The 19,450-nt window shown below is 70.5% G+C and carries 12 protein-coding genes and 1 pseudogene; 1 reads left to right on the forward strand and 12 read right to left on the reverse strand.

Annotation, left to right across the window (positions count from 1 at the left end; all coding sequences use genetic code 11):
- Positions 1-108 precede the first annotated feature (108 nt).
- The 7 genes from ABT367_RS33995 to ABT367_RS34025 all read right to left on the reverse strand — a co-directional run bounded on the left by ABT367_RS33995 (position 109) and on the right by ABT367_RS34025 (position 9,340).
- Positions 109-1,791 carry a hypothetical protein gene (locus tag ABT367_RS33995; RefSeq protein ID WP_352257133.1) on the reverse strand — a complete coding sequence of 561 codons (1,683 nt, stop codon included), beginning with the start codon at positions 1,789-1,791 and terminating at the stop codon, positions 109-111.
- 117 nt (positions 1,792-1,908) lie between these two features.
- Positions 1,909-4,137 (reverse strand): glycoside hydrolase family 3 N-terminal domain-containing protein, encoded by a 2,229-nt coding sequence (locus ABT367_RS34000; RefSeq protein WP_352257134.1) that lies wholly within the window; start codon positions 4,135-4,137, stop codon positions 1,909-1,911.
- A 53-nt stretch (positions 4,138-4,190) separates the two neighbouring features.
- The gene (locus ABT367_RS34005; protein ID WP_352257135.1) at positions 4,191-5,009 is read right to left on the reverse strand and encodes a carbohydrate ABC transporter permease; all 819 of its coding nucleotides are present in this window, start codon (positions 5,007-5,009) and stop codon (positions 4,191-4,193) included.
- On the reverse strand, positions 5,006-5,995 hold the full coding sequence (locus ABT367_RS34010) for a carbohydrate ABC transporter permease (RefSeq protein WP_352257136.1): 990 nt from the start codon (positions 5,993-5,995) through the stop codon (positions 5,006-5,008). The genes ABT367_RS34005 and ABT367_RS34010 overlap by 4 nt, the downstream gene beginning before the upstream one ends.
- A gap of 3 nt (positions 5,996-5,998) precedes the next feature.
- Positions 5,999-7,297 (reverse strand): extracellular solute-binding protein, encoded by a 1,299-nt coding sequence (locus ABT367_RS34015; RefSeq protein WP_352257137.1) that lies wholly within the window; start codon positions 7,295-7,297, stop codon positions 5,999-6,001.
- Positions 7,298-7,444: 147 nt separating this feature from the next.
- Positions 7,445-8,503 (reverse strand): LacI family DNA-binding transcriptional regulator, encoded by a 1,059-nt coding sequence (locus ABT367_RS34020; RefSeq protein ID WP_352257138.1) that lies wholly within the window; start codon positions 8,501-8,503, stop codon positions 7,445-7,447.
- Between the two features lie 117 nt (positions 8,504-8,620).
- Positions 8,621-9,340: a hypothetical protein gene (locus tag ABT367_RS34025; protein WP_352257139.1), complete on the reverse strand. Its 720-nt coding sequence runs from the start codon at positions 9,338-9,340 to the stop codon at positions 8,621-8,623.
- A 318-nt stretch (positions 9,341-9,658) separates the two neighbouring features.
- Between ABT367_RS34025 and ABT367_RS34030 the strand changes: the two genes are divergently transcribed.
- On the forward strand, positions 9,659-10,687 hold the full coding sequence (locus ABT367_RS34030; RefSeq protein ID WP_352257140.1) for an LAETG motif-containing sortase-dependent surface protein: 1,029 nt from the start codon (positions 9,659-9,661) through the stop codon (positions 10,685-10,687).
- 64 nt (positions 10,688-10,751) lie between these two features.
- Here the strand turns inward: ABT367_RS34030 and ABT367_RS34035 are convergent, their stop codons facing one another.
- The 5 genes and pseudogenes from ABT367_RS34035 to ABT367_RS34055 form a co-directional block, all read right to left on the reverse strand.
- Entirely contained in the window at positions 10,752-12,644 is a 1,893-nt protein-coding gene (locus ABT367_RS34035) for a GMC oxidoreductase (RefSeq protein ID WP_434975602.1), read from the reverse strand.
- A complete protein-coding gene (locus ABT367_RS34040) occupies positions 12,641-14,281 on the reverse strand; it encodes a succinic semialdehyde dehydrogenase (protein ID WP_352257141.1) in 1,641 nt (546 codons plus the stop codon). The genes ABT367_RS34035 and ABT367_RS34040 overlap by 4 nt, the downstream gene beginning before the upstream one ends.
- Positions 14,282-14,419: 138 nt before the next feature.
- On the reverse strand, positions 14,420-16,252 hold the full coding sequence (locus ABT367_RS34045) for a serine/threonine-protein kinase (RefSeq protein ID WP_352257142.1): 1,833 nt from the start codon (positions 16,250-16,252) through the stop codon (positions 14,420-14,422).
- A gap of 132 nt (positions 16,253-16,384) precedes the next feature.
- Complete coding sequence (locus ABT367_RS34050; protein WP_352257143.1) at positions 16,385-17,920, reverse strand: serine/threonine-protein kinase; 1,536 nt, start codon at positions 17,918-17,920, stop codon at positions 16,385-16,387.
- Positions 17,921-17,997: 77 nt separating this feature from the next.
- Positions 17,998-19,450 (reverse strand): annotated as a pseudogene (locus ABT367_RS34055) (protein kinase); the annotation flags it as partial.

The following is a 19,450-nucleotide window of genomic DNA, read 5'->3' on the forward strand; positions in this document are numbered from 1 at the left end:
CCCGGCCCCCCCCCCCCGCCACGGCCGCGCCCGTGCGGGCGGCGCCGACCGCGTGGGGCCCCCGCGCACCCCCCCCCCGGGGGCCCACTTCGCCGTGTGAGCGGGTGATCAGGAGGTACGGCGCCTGCGCGCGGTCACGTAGAACGCGCCACCCGCGGCCAGCGCGACCGCCGCCACGAGCGAGGTCACCAGGACCACCGAACCGGTCGAGGCGAGGCCGCCGTCCTGCGAGTCGCCGCTGCCGCCCTCGGTACCGGAGTCCGTGCCGCCGGACGAACCGCCCGTGTCCGTACCGCCGTTGTCGCCCTCGCCGGACCCGTTGGAGCCGCCGTTGTCACCGGAACCGCCGGACGAGCCGCCGGTGTCACCGGGGGTGGCCTCGTCGCCGGTGCCGTTGAGGACGATCCAGCCGTCGTCGTTGGCGGAGTTGCCCTCCTTGGGGTCCTCCCACTCCGGGAAGGAGATCTTGCCCTTCGCGCCCTCGATCACCTCGTCGATACGGAGCTCGAAGTCGTACGCGCGCTTGTCGTCCTCCATGACCGGGGTGTCGGCCCAGCACAGGTAGCGGGACTTGTTCCCGTCCTGCTCGGGCCGGCAGCCCTCCGGGGCCTTCGCGACGGACGCGCCCTTGGGGATGTCGACGTAGAACCCGAGCGGCTCACCGCCGGCGCGCAGCGAACCGATCCAGGCCGGGCCGTGGTTGCCGAAGCCGACGGGCACCTTGACGGTCTCGCCCTTCTTCCCGGCGACGCGGGCGCCGGTCAGGTCGAGGTCGTGCTTCGCGCCGAGCGCCAGCGGGACGTCGGCGGCGTACTTGCCGTACTGCGCGGCGTCACCGGCCGGCACCTCCTTGAGCTTCAGCTCGGGGCCGGTACCCTTCGTGCCGCCCGCGACGCGCTCGGTGGCGAGCTTCGCGCCGAGCGCCGAGAACCAGTAGCCGAACTCGTCGGCCGAGGCGAACTTCTCCGTGCCGACCTGGACCGGCGTCTGGAGCGCGTAGGCCGCACCCGGCTTGAACTCGCCCTCGAAGGCGCACTCCACGACCTTGCGGTAGCGGATCAGGTTGTCCTTGTTCTCCTCGGTGTACGTACAGTTCGCGTACGTCTCGGGGTAGTTGATGCCGCGCGAGCCGAAGAAGCGGAGCAGCACACCGTCGGCCGACATGCTGCCGACGTTGCGGAAGGCCAGCGGGGCCTGGTAGACGTCGCCGGCGGCGAAGCCCTTCGGCTCGGCGGGCAGCTTCTTCATCCGGATCTCGGGACCGCCGACCAGAACATCGACCTCGTGCCCGGTGAACGCGATGCCCTCGCCCTCACCCGTCACCTTGATCTTGCCCGTGTCGCCGGCCTTGGCACCCTTGAGGAGGTCCACGCGGATGTCGTAGTCGGGGTTGAACTCGCCGCCCGGGTACAGGTCCTCCCCCGCGCACACGGCGGTCAGGCCGTCCGCCGCGATGTCGCACGGCGGCAGCTTGACCTTCGCGAAGCCCTTGAGCGCGGAGGCGTCGATCGTCACCGTCCACGGACCCTCGTGGATCTTCTGCGGCTGCTCCTCGTCACCCACCTCCCCCGGCGCGTCGAGCTCGATCTCGATCTGCGGGTAGGGCTCTTCCTCCGGCTCGCCGTTCAGCGACAGGCCGAGGCTCTCCGGGCCGGTGATGGTCACCGGGATCGGAGCCTCGTCGGCGGCCTGCGCCAGGCCCGCCGTACCGGCGGTGGCGAGTGCGGCGGCCAGCAGCACGGCCGTTGCCGCGGGCCCGCGGCGAAGGGACTGCCTCAGGACAGGTCTCATGGTCACTCTCTAGGTACGAGGTGTGGCCGCCGGGACACGTGGGGAATGGCGGTGCACAAGTGACCTGCGAGGTGCCGTACTGGTTGCGTCCGCCGGCATCACGGATTGATGACGGCGCTACTTCACGCGCACTTCGCACCGCATTCTCCGGTCATGTCCGACCTCCCGCACCGGTCCGGTCAACGTGAGCGGGACCGTGTGGTGGACGTCGGTGCTCGATGCGGCGATGCGCAGTTCCAGCGCGCCTGGGTCGACCACGCGGCGGCCGTCGGCCCCGGTGTACGCGGCGAGGTCGGCCGGGAACGTGGCGTGCACCTGGGCCGAGGCGCCGGGGTCGAGCGGGACCCGGGCGTAGCCGACGAGGCGGACCTCGGGGCGGGCGACGGTGCCGACGGGGTCGTGGAGGTACAGCTGGACGACCTCCGTGCCGGGCCGGTCGCCGGTGTTGCGGACGGTGAGCCTGATGGTCGTCTCGCCGTCGGTGGGCAGTTCAGGGGTGTCGCACTGCGGGGGGCCCCAGGTGAACTCCGTGTACGAGAGACCGTGGCCGAACGGGAAGAGGGCGGTGGGGTCGACATTGCTCGGGTCGCCGTGCAGGCCGAGCGGCGGGGCGAGATACGGGGCGGGCTGGCCGCCGGGTCCGTACGGGATCCCGAGAGGAAGCCGGCCGGAGGGGTCGACCCGGCCGGACAGGACGCCCGCGACGGCGGCGCCACCCTCCTGGCCGGGGAAGAAGGCCTGGACGACGGCGGCGGCCCGGTCGGCCCAGCGGCCCAGCGCGTAGGGCCGGCCGCTGAGCACGACGATGACGGTCGGGGTGCCGGACTCGAGGGCCGTATCGAGCAATGCGCCTTGATTGTACGGGAGTTCGAGGTCAGCGGTGTCGCAGCCCTCGCCGGACGAGCCACGGCCGAAGAGGCCCGAGCGGTCCCCCACGACGGCCAGGCACAGGTCGGCCGCCGCCGGATCGGCCACGAAGACGGCATCGGGCAGCTCGGCGCGCAGCGCCTGCGCGAAGGTGGGGACCTCCACTCCTGCGGGCAGTTCGGGGTGGTTGACCCCGACGTGACGCGGGAACGTGTAGCAGCCGAGCATCGCGGCCTGCTCGTCGGCGAGCGGCCCGACTACGGCGATACGGAGCCCGGGTCCCAGAGGCAGTGCACCGGACGGGTTGGCGAGCAGGACGACGGACTCCTGGGCCACCTTCCGTGCCAGCTCCCGCATATGAGGGGGGTTCAGGTCGATCGGCACGTCCCCGGTGACCGGCTCCCAGTCCGGGTCGAGGAGTCCCAGCTCGCACTTCTGGGTGAGCACGCGCAGCGCCGCCCGGTCGAGCAGCTCCTCGGGGAGATCACCGGCCGCAGGCAGACAGCGGGCGGCGGGCAGCTCCACGTCGACGCCGGCGGCGAGCGCGAGCCGGGCGGCCTCGCCCTCGGTCGCGGCGGTCCGGTGCGCGGAGTGCAGGAACGCGATGCCGAAGTAGTCGGCCACCACCGTGCCGCCGAACGCCCATTCCTCACGCAGGAGTTGGGTGAGCAGGCCGTGGTGGGCGTGCGCCGGCAGACCGTCGATGTCGTTGTACGCGGCCATCACCGAGCGGGCGCCGCCGTCCCGCAGCGCCATCTCGAACGGGGGCAGGAAGACATCCGCGAGTTCGCGGGGGCCGACCGAGGCGGGCGCGTGGTTGCGGGCGGCCCGCGAGGCCGAGTACCCGGCGAAGTGCTTGAGGGTGGCGACGATCCCGGCGGCCTCCAACCCCCGTACGTACGCGGCGCCGATGGTGCCCACCAGATACGGGTCCTCGCCGATGGACTCCTCGGTGCGGCCCCAGCGCGGATCCCGTACGACATCGAGGACCGGGGCGAGCCCCTGGTGGATGCCGACGGCGCGCATCGAGGACCCGATGGCCTGCGCCATCTCCGTGACCAGGGCGGGGTCGAAGGTGGCTCCCCAGGCGAGCGGGGTGGGGAACACAGTGGCCTGCCAGGCGGCGAAGCCGGTCAGGCACTCCTCGTGGGCGAGCGCGGGCAGTGCGAAGCGGTTGCCGGCGCGGATGCGCTGCTGGAGCGCGGCGAGCCGGGCGGCGCCCTCGGCCGGCTCCACGGGGACGGTGCCGAAGGGGCGCGTCAGATGGCCGAGTCCGTACGGAAGGAGGGCGTCGAGCACGGCGCTCTCGGCCACGTACGTGTGCTGACCGGGCGCGACGGCGACCGCTTCGGTCTCGATGTCGGCCCCGAGCCAGACGCTGGACAGCTGGGCGGTCTTCTCCTCGGTGGTCATCCGGGCGAGCAGGTCCGCCGCCCGGACGTGGGCGGACAGGGTGGTGTCCTGCCATGGCTGGACCATGAGGCTCCTCAAGTGCGGTGTGTGCAAAGGGGATTGGCGGCGTGACGGCGGTGTCAGCCCTTGGTCGCGCCCATCGTGATGCCGCCGATCAGCTGGCGTTCGGCCACCGCGTAGAAGGCGAGCGCGGGCACCATCGCGAGGATCAGATAGGCGAAGACGCGGGCGATGTCGGCGGAGTACTGGCCCTGGAACTGCTGGACGCCGATGGGGATCGTCCACCAGGTCTGTTCGCTGAACACGAGCAGCGGGAGCAGGAAGTTGTTCCAGCTGGCGACGATGGCGAGGACGGAGACCGTGCCGAGGGCGGGGCGGGCCATCGGCAGCAGGATCCGCCAGAAGAAGCCGAAGGGCCCGCAGCCGTCGAGGGTCGCCGCCTCCTCCAGCTCGCCGGGGATGGCGCGGAAGAAGCCGCGCAGGATGACGATGGTGATCGGCAGGCCGAACGCCGCCTGCGGCAGGATCACGCCCCACGGATTGTCGAGCAGTCCGAAGGTACGGAGCAGCACGAACAGCGGCAGGATCGCCACCGCGAACGGGAACATCAGGCCCATCGTGAAGAGCGTGAACATCATCTCCCGGCCTCGGAAGGCGAACCGGGCCAGCGCGAACGCCGCGAGCGCCGCGGCGCCGACGGTCAGAACCGTCGTACCGACCGCGATCAGGGTGGACGAGCCGAGCATCTGCCAGAACGAGGCGGAGCCGAGCACATCGGTGTAGTTGGACGTCACCCACGGCGAGGGCAGCCCGAAGGCGTTCTCGGAGAGCTGGTCGGTGGTCTTGAACCCGGAGATCAGCGCGTACAGGAGCGGCGTCACCATGACGATGCCGACCACCCAGACGACGACGTACAGCGGAAGGGACCGCGTCTTCATCGGGAACCTCGCATCGTCGTCAGGGCTCCTTCGGTGTCGCGGCGCATCACCAGGCGCTGGTAGGCGAGCGCGAAGACCAGGCTGATGAGGAAGAGCGCGATGCTGATCGCGCTGGCGTAGCCCATCTGGTAGCGCTTGAAGCCGAATTGGAAGAGCGTGACGGCCATCGTCTCGGAGTGGTGGTCGGGGCCGCCCTGGGTCACCACCCAGACCAGGTCGAAGAGCTGGATCGCGCCGATGACGGACAGGAAGATGCTGATCCGGATCGTCGGTCCGAGCAGCGGCAGGGTGACGTGCCGGAAGCGCTGCCAGGCGTTCGCGCCGTCGATACGGGCCGCTTCGTGCAGCTCGGCGGGGATGTTCTGGAGTCCGGCCAGGTAGAGCATCATGTGGAAGCCGAAGTACTTCCAGGTCATGACGAGGAACAGGGTCGGAAGCACGGTGTCCTGATCGGCGAACCACAGACCGCCGAGCCCGTCCAGGCCGACGGAGCCGAGGACGCGGTCGGCGAGCCCGTCGTCCGGCGAGAAGATCATCATGAACAGGACGCCGGTGATCACCTCCGACAGGACGTACGGGGCGAAGAACAGCATCCGGTAGACGGCCCGGCCGCGCAGCTTCTGGTTGAGCGCCACCGCCATGGCGAGCGCGAACGGCAGCTGCACTGCGATCGAGAAGAGCACGAGCAGCAGGCCGCGCCACAGGTCGCCGAGGAAGACAGGGTCGTCCAGGAGCCGGGTGTAGTTGTCGATCCCGACGTAGTCCTCGGGCGAACCGAACCCGCCCCAGTTGAACAGGCTGACGTACAGGGCGTAGAGGATCGGGGTGAGGACGAGCGCGCCGAACAGGATCAGGGCGGGCAGGGTGAAGGCGACGGCGGTCAGCCAGGCGGTGAAGCGCCGCATCAGCGGACGCCGGTTGGCCGGCGGCGGAGCCTCGGCCGCGGTGGGCGGCCGGGCGTCCTTGACGTAGGTGGAAGTGCTCATCGGTTACGAGCTCTTGAAGACCTGGGTGACCGAACGCGCCACGTCGTCCGGTGACTTGGACCCGGCTATCAGCGCCGCGACCGAGTCGTTGACCTCCTGGCCCACGGCGGGCGGGTAGGCCTGGTCGAGGTAGAGCTGGAAGGCGGTAGACGCCTCGAGGGTGTCGTAGACGGCCGTGAGGTTGGGGTCGGTGAGCGCGGTCTTGGCCTCCTTGACGACCGGGAGCAGGGAGGCCTTCTCGACCAGGATCCGGTCGTTCTCGGCGCTGAGGAAGAACTTCAGGAAGTCGACGGCCGCCTTCGGGGCGCCCTTGCGCACGGCGTAGCCGTTGCCGCCACCGAACACGTCGGTGAGCGCGCCCTTGCCGCCGGCGACCGACGGGAACGGGAAGAAGCCGAGGTCCTTGCCGATGCCCTTGCCCGCGTCGGCCTGCACGATGGGCGCCCACTGGCCCATCAGCTCCATGGCCGCCTTGCCGTTGCCCATGACCGCGGCCTCGCCGCCGGGCAGGGAGTACGCGGCCCCGAGGAAGCCCTTCTGGAACGGTTCGAGCGCGACCAGGTCCTTCAGGTGCTCACCCGCCTTCACGAAGTCGTCGCCCGTGAAGTCCTTGGCGTCGGCGGCCTTCTGCATGCCGTCGACCCCGGCGATACGTGTGGCGAGATACGCCCAGTAGTACATGCCGGGCCACTTCTCCTTGCCCGCGAGGGCGATGGGGGTGATCCCGGCGGACTTCAGCTTCTCGACCGCGTCGAGGTACTCGGCCCAAGTGGCGGGCGGCGCCTCGATCTTGGCCTTCTTGAAGAGCGCCTTGTTGTACCAGAAGCCGACGGCGCCGATGTCGAAAGGCAACCCGTAGGTCTTGCCGTCGAGTTGGTAGGGCTTCACAGCCGCGGGCACGAGGGCGTCGGCCATCGGCTCGTACGTGGCGGTGAGGTCCTCGACGAGACCCGCGTCGACCTGCTGCTGCAGGACGCCGCCGCCCCAGGTGTGGAAGATGTCCGGCAGCTTCCCCGAGCTGGTCTGCGCGGTCAGCTTCGACTTGTACGCATCGTTCTCCAGGGTGACGAGCTTGATCCGCACATCGGGGTTCTTCGCCTCGAAGGCCTTGGCCCGCTCGGGCCAGATGGTCTTGGACGGCTCGGTCGTCTGGATGTTCCACAGTTCGACGACGGTCCGGCCGGAACTGTCCTTCCCGCTGTCGGAGTCGTCACCGCCGCATGCGGTCAGGGCGGTGACGCCGAGGCCGGCCGCGGAGGCGGCGCCCAGGAACCGGCGGCGGGAGAAGTCGGAGGCTGGCATGGCGCACCTTCCGGAAGTAATCCGAAAACTATCGGTCGACGGCCTGGAAAGTTACGGATACGCGAAAGGGGTGTCAACGGCCTTAACAAAAAAGGTCGTTGACACCCCTGGGGATGTACGAGGGCCGAGCGCGCGAACCGTCGTGGATCAGTCGCCGCGGGGCGGGGCCGTACTGGCTCTGACCACCAGTTCCGTCGCCAGCTCCACCCGCGGCGAGGCGGGCCCCACGGAGCGGGCGAGATCGAGCACCGTACGGGCCGCCAACTTGCCCATATCGGACAGAGGTTGGCGGACGGTGGTGAGCGGAGGCGCCGACCAGCGCACCTCCGGCAGATCGTCGAAGCCGACCACGCTCAGGTCCTCCGGGACACGCAGACCGCGCCGGCGCAGCGCCTCGATCGCACCGAGCGCCATCTGGTCGCTGGACGCGAAGACGGCGGTGGGCGGTTCGGGCAGGTCGAGCAGCCGGTTGCAGCCGGTGAAACCGGACTCGTGGTAGAAGTCCCCGGGCACGATCAGGGTGTCGTCCACCGCGACGCCCGCCGTGTCCAGCGCCGCCCGGTAGCCGTCGAGCCGGGCGCGCGAGCACAGCAGGCGCACCGGGCCCTGGATGAACCCGATCCTGCGGTGGCCGAGTTCGAGCAGATGCCGGGTCGCGGCCATCCCGCCCGCCCAGTTGGTGGCGCCCACGGTCGGCGCCTCCGACGCCGGCGAACCGGCCGGGTCGATCACCACCAACGGCACGCCCAGGCGCCGCAGTTCGTCCTGCAGACCCGGTTCGAGCACGGAGGTCACCAGGATCACCCCGTCCGAGGCGCGGGCCCGCAGATTGGTCATCCACTCCCGTGCGTCGCCCGCACGGTCATGGATCGCGGAGACCACCGTGCCGACCCCGTTCTCGTGCGCGACCTCCTCGACGCCCCGGATGATCTCCACCGCCCAAGGGCTGTCGAGGTCGTTGAAGACCAGGTCGAGCAGGGCCGCCCGGTCACCCGGTGCGGGGATGCGGCGCCGGTAACCGTGCCGGTGCAGCAGGTCCTCGACCCGGGCCCGGGTGGCGGGCGAGACGTCGGAGCGCCCGTTGACGACCCGCGAGACGGTGGGCACGGACACCCCGGCCTCCCGCGCGATCTCGGTGATCGTCACCTTGGCCGGCCCGTCCGGGCTCTGTGTGACGGTCCTGCCCTTACCGCTCTCCCCGGCCACGTTCCCCACCTCCGTCGACAACGGAATCCGAAAGGTCTCCGGACGCCTTCCGGAAAACCGTATGCGAAAGGGGACCGGCCGTGGTGGCCGATCCCCTCTCACTTGGACTCAGTTGACCTACTTGACGGCCTCGAGCTTCTTGATCTGGAGCTCGAGAAGGCCCGCCGGGATCTGGGACTTCGCGCCATCGGCCATGTTCATGCCGTAGAAGACCGCGACGGTCGAGGAGCTGCGGACGACGTTGACGGCGAGCGTGACCTTCTGACCGTCCATCTCGGTACCGATCTTGTACGCGACGGCCTCGTCACCGGCCTGCGGGTCCGCCTGCGCCTCGACGGTGCTCTTGGCGCCCTCCGAGTCCTCGAAACCCTTGCAGGCCTTGGACGCGGTACGCACGTCGCCGAGCACCTTCTCCGCGTCGGCCTGCTCGTGCGCCGCGAGGTTCACGTAGGCGAGCTGGCTCATGTCGGCGGCCATGCCGCCCTTGGCGACGCTCGCCTTGGGCTTCGGGTCCGTGGTCCCGCTCAGGACATCGCCGAGGGCCTGGCACTCGGCGGAGACCTTCTCGGCGTCGGGGGCGGCGTCCTCGGTGCCCTCCGACTGGAACTTGAGGCCCTTGACCTCGGTGTCCCCGATGATCGCCTGCTTGAGCTGCGCCTCGGTCAGGGCCGGCGCGGCCTTCTCCTCGCCACCGCCCGACTGACCGGCGCTGGACTTGTCCTTGCCGGACTTGTCCCCACCGTCGCTGCCACCGTCACCGCTGCACGCGGCGGTCAGGCCGAGCGTGGCGACTACGGCGGCCGCGACGACGACCTGGGACAGCTTCGACTTCTTCACTTGGATTCCCCACCTGTTGTGTACGTCTGGCGCGTCATCAAAGCGTTTGCACAGGCTTTGCCGCAAGCGCGTTCGGACAACGATCGGGGGTCGGAGCGGACTTGGCGGTTCCGGCCACCGGGGCCGAGCTGGGGCGACCAAGATCGGTTGTGATTCAGCCCACATAAGAATCACGTCAGGTCAGCACAACCATTCACAGGAACAGCAGGTCAATCATGCGTAACAACGGCCACATCCGGGATCCTCACCGCGAGCGGCCTTCCACCTTCCGTGCCGCACCTTGTGTGTGGTGCGCCGGACTTCGACCGAGGTTCTTTGATGAAGCTTCGCCGCTCGCTGGCTGCCGCGGCCGTCACGGCCGTCATAGCCCCCGCCGCTCTGCTGGCCGCGCCGTCGGCGTTCGCGACCGACACCCCCGGCACGTCCGAGTCGTCCGCCTCCACGGAGACGCCGGGCGCGGGCGAGACGACCGCCACGACGCCGGAGGAGACGCCGGGTACGGGCGAGACGTCCGCCGAGGAGGAGACCCCGGGCACGGGTGAGACCTCCAAGGAGGAGGAGACCCCCGGTACGGGCGAGACCTCCAAGGAGGAGGAGACCCCGGGCACGGCCACGCCGAGCGCCACGGAGTCCTCCACGACGTCGCCGTCGCCCAGCCCGACCGAGTCGCTCACCGAAGGCTGCGAGGACGCCGCGTTCAACGCGAGCATCTCGGGCCTGCCCGGCAAGATCGTCGCCGGTTCGGGTTGGAAGCAGTTCAACCTCAACCTGGACAACAGCAAGGGCAAGAAGGCCGAGGACGTCCTGCTCGGTGCCGTACTGCTGTACAAGAAGGACGCCCACGGCGAATTCGTCAGCAGCCTGGCCGAGCAGTACGCCCAGATCCAGTACTTCGACGGCAAGAAGTGGACCAGCGAGCTCTCCGCGGGCGGTTCCATCGGCGGCTTCATCACGGTCGACGCCGGCGAGAAGATCAGCCTCAAGCTGCGCCTGAGCATCAAGTCGACCGCCCCCGCCGGTTCCGCCGTCGGCATCGCCTTCGGTGTGTACACCGACGAGAAGGGCGAGAACTGCTTCGCGGACGAGAGCTGGTACAGCTTCGAGGTCCTCGCGGCCGGTTCCAAGCCGCCGACCGGTGACAACGACAACAAGCCGCAGGAGGGCAAGCCGCCGGTCAAGGTGAAGCCCGCCGCGGACGAGGTCAAGGACATCACCGGCAACCTCGCCGAGACCGGCTCCGACTCCCAGCTCCCCGTCATCGGCCTCATCGGCGGCATCACCGTCGTCGCCGGTGCCGGTGTCGTCTTCGCCGTGAAGCGTCGCCGGACCGTGGGCGCCGAGGCGTAACACCTCGTAGCACCAAGACCCGTTGAGGACCTGCGCTCGGAGGGGGGCGCAGGTCCTCAATGCTTTACGCGGGTTCGGCGACCCCGGGCGGCGACGCCTCGGACGCCCCGGACGCCCCGGACTCAGACGCCTCCGACGCCCCGGAGGGCGCCCCGGCCTCCGACCGCACCGTCGGCATCCCCAGGAACGGCAGCTTCAGCGCCCCGAACGCCGACGCGGGCACCGACGGCGACGCCGGCTCCACCGGGGCGAGCCGCTCGTACGCCGCACCCTGCGCGGGCCGCGGGTCCTGAGCCCCCTTGTTGGGCCAGAGCGACATCGCGCGCTCCGCCTGCGCCGTGATCGTCAGCGACGGGTTCACGCCGAGGTTCGCCGAGACGGAGGAGCCGTCCACGACCGAGATCCCCGGGTGGCCGTACAGCCGGTGGTACGGGTCGATCACTCCCGTGGACGAAGACGCGCCGATCGGGCAGCCGCCCAGGAAGTGCGCGGTCAGCGGAGTACCCATCAGCTCACCGATGTTGGAGCCCGCGAAGCCGTTGATCTCCTCCGCGAGCAGCGAGGCCGCCCGGGTCGCCGCCTCGATCTGCTGCGGGTTCGGAGCGCCGTGGCCCTGCCGGGCCGTGAGCAGTCCCTTGCCCACACCCTTCGGCTTGCGGTACGTGGTCAGCGAGTTGTCCACCGACTGCATCACCAGGCCGATGATGGTCCGCTCCGACCAGCGCCGGTTGGACAGGCCGCGCAGCGCCTGCACCGGATGCCGGGCGCAGTTGCCCAGCCAGGCCAGGACCCGGCGCGAGGAGTACGGGACCTGGAGGATGGTCATCCCGCCCATGGCGTTGGAACCCTTGCCATAGCGAACGGGCTCGATGTGCGTGTCCGCGTCCGGATGGATCGAGGACGTGATCGCCACGCCCTGCGTGAAGTCCACCTTGTCGGCGCCGTGGCGCTTGCGGTAGCGCCGGTTGTCGGTCTGCGCACCCACCAGGGCCTCGGAGTTGGTACGGGTCAGATCCCCGAGCCGGTCCGAGATGCCAGGGAGCAGCCCCGCGTCCTTCATCCGGTGCAGCAGCGTCTGCGTGCCGTACGTACCCGCCGCCAGGACCACGCGCGGCGCCCGGAACACCCGGCCCTCGCCCTTGCGCTTCTTGTCCGTGGGCAGCGTGGAGACCGCGTACCCGCCCCGCGAGTCCTCGGTCACCGCGACCACGGAGGTCATCGGGTGGATGACCGCGCCGGCCTTCTCGGCGAGATACAGATAGTTCTCGTTGAGGGTGTTCTTCGCGCCGTGCCGGCAGCCCGTCATGCACGAGCCGCACTCCGTGCAGGCCTTGCGCGACGGACCCGCGCCCCCGAAGTACGGGTCCTCGACCTCCGTACCGGGAGAGGCTTTCGCCCGCCCGTCCGCGTCCTCGCCGTCCCCGAAGAACACCCCGACCGGCGCCATGTGGAAGGAGTCCCCGACGCCCATCGCCTCGGCCGTCGCCTTCAGATGGACGTCCGACGGCGTCATCGTCGGGTTGAGCCGCACCCCGAGCATGCGCTTGGCCTGGTCGTAGTACGGCGCCAGCTCGTCCTGCCAGTCGGTGATCGAGCCCCACTGCGGGTCCTCGAAGAACGGCTTCGGCGGTACGTAGAGGGTGTTGGCGTAGTTGAGCGATCCGCCGCCGACCCCGGCGCCCGCGAGCACCATCACGTTGCCGAGCAGGTGGATGCGCTGGATGCCGTAGAGACCGAGGGCCGGGGCCCAGAGGTAGTTCTTCAGGTCCCAGGAGTTCTTCGGCAGCGAGTCGCGGTCGAAGCGGCGGCCCGCTTCGAGGACACCGACCTTGTAGCCCTTCTCCGTCAGACGCAGGGCCGACACGGATCCGCCGAAGCCGGAGCCTATGACCAGGACGTCGTAGTCGTACCCGATCTCGTCCACCTCGACCTCCACCCCGCTCTCCTCCGCGCTCACCGCAGCCTCAGCGCCTTCATCGCCCGCAGGCTGCGGCTCATGAACGCCGCGTACTTCTCGTCGCTCATCCCGAACGACGGCGCCATCGGCATGATCCGCTGATGCGCCACGGTCTGCGCCTCGGTGTACTTGAGGATGCCCTCCGAGCCGTGCCGCCGGCCGAGCCCCGAGTCCTTCATGCCGCCCATCGGCGACTGGACGCTGCCGTACGCGGGCGCATAGCCCTCGTTGATGTTGACCGTGCCGGTCCGCAGCCGCGCGGCGACCTCGCGGCCGCGGCGCGCATCCTTCGTCCAGACCGAGGAATTGAGCCCGTACGCGGTGGAGTTGGCCTCGTCGATCACCGCGTCCTCGTCGCTGAAGCGGTAGATGGAGACAACCGGTCCGAAGGTCTCCTCACCGCACACCGCCATCGGCGCCTCGACGCCGTCGAGGATGGTGGGCTCGTAGAAGTACGGGCCGATGTCCGGCCGCGCGACCCCGCCGGCCACCACGGTCGCCCCCTTGGCGACGGCCTCGTCCACATGCCGGGTCACCGTCTCGAGCTGCCTGGAGCCGACGAGGGAGCCCATATCCGCCCCGTACGCGAGGGAGTTGCCCAGGCGCATCGCCTTGGTGCGCGTCGCGAAACGTTCGAGGAAGGCGTCGGCGATCGACTCGTGCACGTACAACCGCTCGATGGAGATGCAGAGTTGGCCCGCGGAGGAGAAGCAGGCGCGGACCGCACCGGCGGCGGCCTTGTCGATGTCGGCGTCCTTCAGGACCAGCATCGCGTTCTTGCCGCCGAGTTCGAGCGAGACCCCGACCAGGCGGGCCGCCGCACCCTGCGCGACCTCGCGGCCGGTACGGGTCGAGCCGGTGAACGAGACGTAGTCGGCGTGCTTGACCACCTCGGGTCCGACGACCGGACCTTCGCCGAGCACCACCTGGAAGACCTCGGCCGGAAGCCCGGCCTCGATCAGCAGGTCACGGGCCCACAGTGCGGTCAGACAGGTCTCGGTGTCGGGCTTCATGACGACCGCGTTGCCCGCGACGAACGCGGGGAGCGCGTCGCCGACGGAGAGCTCCAGCGGGTAGTTCCACGGGGCGATCTGGCCGACGACCCCGCGCGGGTGACGGTTCTCCGTGACCTTGGTGAGCGTGGGCACCGCACCCGTGTGCCGCTTCGGGCGCAGATACGAGGGTGCCTTGCGGCCGTAGTGCCGGGCCGCGACCGCGACCGCCTGCACCTCCTCGTGCGCGTGCAGGCGCGCCTTGCCGGTCTCCAGCTGGATCAGGTCGAGCACCTCGGCCTGGCGCTCGAGGACCAGATCGTGGAAGCGGAGCAGCACGGCGGCCCGGCGGCGTACGGGCGTCGCGGCCCATACGGCCTGCGCCTTGCGGGCGCGCTCGAAGGCCTCGGCGACATCCGCCGCGGCGGACTCGGGCGTGGACCCGGGCAGATCCGCCAGCTTCTCGCCGGTGTACGGGGTGTGGTTGGCGGTGCGGCCGGAGCCGACCACACCGCGCGTGAGCTGGGCGACCAGCTCGGGCGTGACCACATCGGCAGCGGTGCGCGCGCCCGCCGGAGCGGGGGCTACGGGATTGGTGCCGGTCTTCGCGCTGCCGGTCTTCTCAGGGGCCTGGGCGTCCGTCATGAGCGTGAGCGTACGGCTCCGCCGAGTGTTTGTTAACCCGTCGGTAACGGGACTTCACGGGGTCCGCACACCGTGCCAGTGGGTGCTGGCAGCAAAGGGCCTGATCAGGGGCTTGTCGGTGTGGACAGCCCCCAAAGGTCAAGGATTGGTGATGTCGAGACCCTTGATCGCCTGCTCGGCCACCTCGCGCCCTCGCTCGTAGAAGTCGCTCTTCTCGCCCGGGTAGTCGACGGCCAGCTTGTACATGTCGCCGTTCTTGGCCTTGTAGTAGAAGACCTGCATCTCACGCGGGCGCGGGGTCGTGTCCGTCGTCATGTACGTGACGGTGTTCTTGGCCGCCTTGCCGCCCTCGAAGTCCAGCTTCGTCTCCGGCTGGGTCGTGGGTGCCGGATCCGACGCCATGTTGTAGTTGCTGCTGCCGGACTCCTTGAAGTCGGCGTTGTCCTCGTACATCTCGGCGTCGGCGGAGTCCGCGATGTTGCCGGCGTCGTCCTCCTTCTGCTTGTAGAGCGTGAGGCCGATCCACACCGAGCCGCTCGGGTCCGTGTAACTGACCCAGTGCTCGGGCACGCCGATGCCGTCGTCCTTCTCCGGTCGCCCGACGCCGTAGTTCGCCGGCACGGAGAGCGTGGCCTTGAGCGCCTCCTCCTTCTTGGAGGTGAACCCCTCAGCCGCACCCCCGCCGAACGGATCCACGACGACCACCCCGAGCGCCACCGCCAACGCCACGAACGCCGCGCCCACACCGATCAGCGCCTTCTTGCCGACCCTGATGCCGCCCGCGGGACCGGCAGGCACCCCGCCCGAGGTCATCACCTGCGTCGCAACCGGCGGAGCCGGCGGCTTCACGGCCTCCTCGAGGAGACGTCGTACGGTCGCCGCGTCCGGCCGGTGACCGGGATCCTTCTGCAGCAGACCGTTGATCACGTCCGCAAGCGGACCCGCCGCCGAAGCCGGCGCCGCGGGCGTCGCGTTGAGGACGGACTGGAGCGTGGCGGGGGTGTTGCTGCGGCGGAACGGCGAGACGCCCTCGGTCGCCGCGTACAGCACCACACCGAGCGACCAGAGGTCCGAGGCCGGTCCCGGCCGCTGCCCCAACACGCGCTCGGGCGCGATGAATTCGGGCGAGCCGACGAAGCCGCCCGTATCGGTCAGATTGGTCTCGCCCTCGATCTGGGCGATGCCGAAGTCCGTGAGCACGACCCGGTCGTACTGCCCGAGCATCACGTTGTCCGGCTTCACATCGCGGTGCAGGATGCCCGCCTTGTGCGCGGCCTCGAGAGCGCCGAGCACTTCGAGACCGATCCGGGCGGCCTCGCGCGAGCCGAGCGTGCCCTCCTGGAGCGCGGCGCCCATCGAGCGGCCCTGCACGAACTCCATGACGATCCACGGCTGCCCGTCCTCGACCGCCACATCGTGCACATTGACGACGGCGGGGTGGTCGAGCCGGGCCGCGGCGCGCGCCTCGCGGCGCATCCGCTCGAAGGCGGTGGCCCGCTCGCGCTCGGGCAAGTGGTCCGGTACGCGCGGCTCCTTGACCGCGACCTCGCGGTCCACGGTCTCGTCCTTCGCCCGCCATACGGTACCCATGCCGCCGTGGCCGAGCTTGGAGAGCAGCCGGTAGCGGCCCGCGATGAGCCGGCCCGCACCGGGATCGGTCTCGTGCACGACCTGGGTGGGAACGGACGCGACCCCGGGAGCCGACGGCGGCTGCGGGGCGTCGGGCACCTGGGGCCCGCCGGGATGCGCCTGGGTCGGCGCCGACTGGTGGGCGTACGGATTGGGCGCACCGGGCCCCGGCGGCGTACCGGGCGCACCGTAGGGACCACCCGCGTACGGGCCGTCGGCCTGCGGACCGCTCGCGTACGGACCGCCGGCCTGCGGACCACCCGCATGCGGCTGCTCCGGCGGACGCAGTCCGAAGCTCGTCGGTTCGCTGGGTCCGTAGGGCGCTCCCCCGTCGTTACTCATGCCGTCATCCCTATCGCGTACGACGCCCCGGATGCCACCTCGGTCACGGACCCGTGACCAGATGCGAGCGTTTTCACCAACCTCTTGTCCCGCAATGCCGCTTATGGGAGGCGAAATCCACCACCTCGGCGGCTAGGACGGTTTCGGCTGCCAGCTGCGCAGGACGTGGTCGAACTTCTCGCGCGTCTTCGCCCAGTCCTTCGCGGGACCCGACATGTAGATCGCGTACTCGGTGCCGTCCTCCGCCACGTACAGCTGGTCGACGGCCCGCCGCTCGCCCCGCGTCACGCCCTTGGTCTCCGTCCAGCGGAACTCCCAGACGGCGCCCGGCCGGTCGCGGAAGAAGTTCGAGCGCAGCTTGATCTGCTTGTACGTGCTGATGCGGCCCATGCCCTGCTTCTCCATGTCCTTGACATGGAGGTAGGCGTTCTCGAAGTCGGGGTCCTTGTCGATGGCGATCCGCAGCAGATGGATGCCGTCGTCCGGGGTGTAGTCGATCTGCGAACCCTCGGTCTGCCGCTGCCAGCCGGGCGGGACGAGGATGCTGAAGCCGGCCTTGTCGTCCACCCGCTTCCAGCCCTTCGGGGTGCTGCCGACTGTCTGGCCGGTGCCGGAGCCGCCGGGTTCCCGCTGGTCCAGATACTTCAGTACGCCGAAGGCCGCGGCCGCACCGACCAGTGCGGCGGCGACCGCCAGGGCCAGCACGGAGCGCAGGCGACGGCGGCGGGCGGGGATCGGAGCGGGCGCGGTGTCCGGGGGCCGTACGGCGGTGAGTTCGTCCGGTGCGACCCTGCGGGTGGGCACATAGGCCTGCGCCGACTGCGGTGCACGCCCCTCGCTCACCTCGGCGAGCATCTGCTCGGCCTCGTCGACGGACGGCCGCTGCCGCGGGTCCTTGCGCAACAGCGCGGTGATCACCGGGCCGAGCGGACCCGCGTACACCGGGTCCCGTGGCTCCTCCTCGACCACGGCCTGCATGGTCGACAGCGGTGAGGTGCGCCGGAACGGGGACTCCCCTTCGACCGCCGCGTACAGCGTCGCGCCGAGCGCCCACAGGTCGGAGGCCGGTCCGGGCGCGTCGCCTCGTACGCGCTCGGGCGCCAAGTAGTCAATGGATCCGACCAGTTCACCGGTCCTGGTGATGGTCGAGTCGCCCTCGATGGCGGCGATCCCGAAGTCGGTGAGCAGCACCCGGCCGTCCCGGGCGAGCAGTACGTTGGCGGGCTTGACGTCCCGGTGAAGCACCCCGGCCGTGTGCGCGGCGCGCAGCGCCCGCAGCACCCACATCCCGATCCGGGCGGCCTCGCGCGGTGCCACGCGCCGGTCGTCGCGTACCGCGTCGGCGAGCGAACGGCCGTCGACGAGCTCCATGACGATCCACGGCCGGTCGTCGTGCTCGAAGACGTCGTGCACGGTGACCACGGCCGAGTGGTTGATCCGCGCCGCAGCCCGCGCCTCCTTCTGGGTGCGCGCGAGCAGGACGGCCCGCTCGCTCTCCCCCGCGTACCGCGCGGCCGTCAACTCCTTGACGGCGACCACCCGGTGCAGCACCTCGTCATGTGCGCGCCACACCTTGCCCATGCCGCCGTGACCGAGACTTCCCTCGATCCGATAGCGGCCCACGAGCAACCGGCTCTGCGCCTGCGCCCTGCCCTCGATCTGGTCCACGTTCCCCCGCCTGTCCTTCGAAAGGCCAGCGTAGGGAGCGAACGGCGGGTGCGGAACCTGAGAGACCGTCCTGTGATTCAGTCGGTCGTCCCGTACGTCGCCACGGCCTGCTCGAACAGCCGTGTCACTTCGTCCCGTTCGGACTCGGGCCCCTTGACCAGGACGATGTGGTACGCCCCGTCGATGACGATCGCCGCATTGCGCACGTACACCTTCTTATCGCCCTCGTCCCAGGTGAACTGGCCCTCGGCCCGCTTCCGCTGTCCGACCTCGACCTGCCGCAGGCCGCTGGACGTGGCCCAGGTCGAATCGCGGAAAGGCTGCAGTTCGCGCTCGTCCTCACGCTGGTAGGCGAGGGGGTCGTCGCCGTAGTCCTCGGTGCTGTCGCGCCCGGGGACGACGGTGAGGGAGAAGGCGCCCTCGCTGTAGACGACTTGGCCGCGGCCGTTGGCCGGCGCCCTGTCCCAGCCGGAGGCGACCGCGAGCTGGAAGCCTTCGAGGTCCTTGCGGAGCACGAAACCCTGCGGCAGCGCTCCGTCGCCCTTCGCGGGCGGCGCCTTGGTCTCCTTCGGCGGCGTCTTGCCGGGCTTCTTCCCGTCGTCCGGCTTCTTGTCGTCGCCGCCGTCGGGGCTCGTCCTGCCCGGGTCCTCGGGCGCCGAACTCGCCGATCCCGCCTGGTCCTTGCGGTCGTCCGAGCCCGCTCCCCGGTCGCCGGTGCTCTCCTTGGGCATGAAGGCCATCGCGTACGCCACCGCCGCCGCGAGTCCGAGCAGGACGAGGATCAGGATCAGCCGGCCGAGCCGCTTCGGACTGCCGGAGCCCTGCGGCCGCCGGCTCATCTGCCGCATCTGGCGCTGCTGCTGACGCTCCCACTTCTCCGCGGAGGGCGACATGCGCTCGCGCCCGGGACGTTCGGGCGCCCGCACCTCCGCGGCCAGGGCGCGCTGCTGCTTCTCGGGTACGTTGCGCCGGCGCTTGCCCTTCTTGTGCCGCCCGTGCTCGGGCGCGCCGCTCTCCCCGCGCCGGCCGCTCCCGCCGCGCCGCTTGCGGACCAGCTCACCACGGCGCCGTACGACGGGCAGCCGGCTGCGGTCGTACGCGGGCGCCGGTACGACGTCCTCGCCGGCCTCGGGCTCGGGCGCCGACCGTACGAGCGAGCGCAGCCAGCCCCGCAGCTCCTCGAAGTCGGGCCGCTCGGTGGGGTCCTGGCGAAGGAGCGACTCGACGACGGGCCGCAGCGGTCCGCACTCCTCGGCGAACGCGGGCGGTTCCGCACAGACCAGCTGGACGAGTTCGTACGTGCTGTCCTCGGGGTAGGGCGCATGCCCCTGCACCGCGCGGAAGAGCAGCGCACCGAGCGCCCACAGATCGGTGGCCGGGCCGACGGGCGCGGCCAGCTGCCAGTTCTCGTGCACGGGCCCGGCCTGCTCGGGCGCCCAGCGCTCGGTGACGGCGCCGATCACGGTCATCCGGGCCTGGCGTGCGCGCTCGAGCGCGAGAGGGGTGGCGGGGTTGCGGTGCGCGCTCCGG

The sequence above is a fragment of the Streptomyces mesophilus genome, assembly GCF_040300965.1.
Taxonomy (GTDB): Bacteria; Actinomycetota; Actinomycetes; order Streptomycetales; family Streptomycetaceae; genus Streptomyces; species Streptomyces mesophilus_A.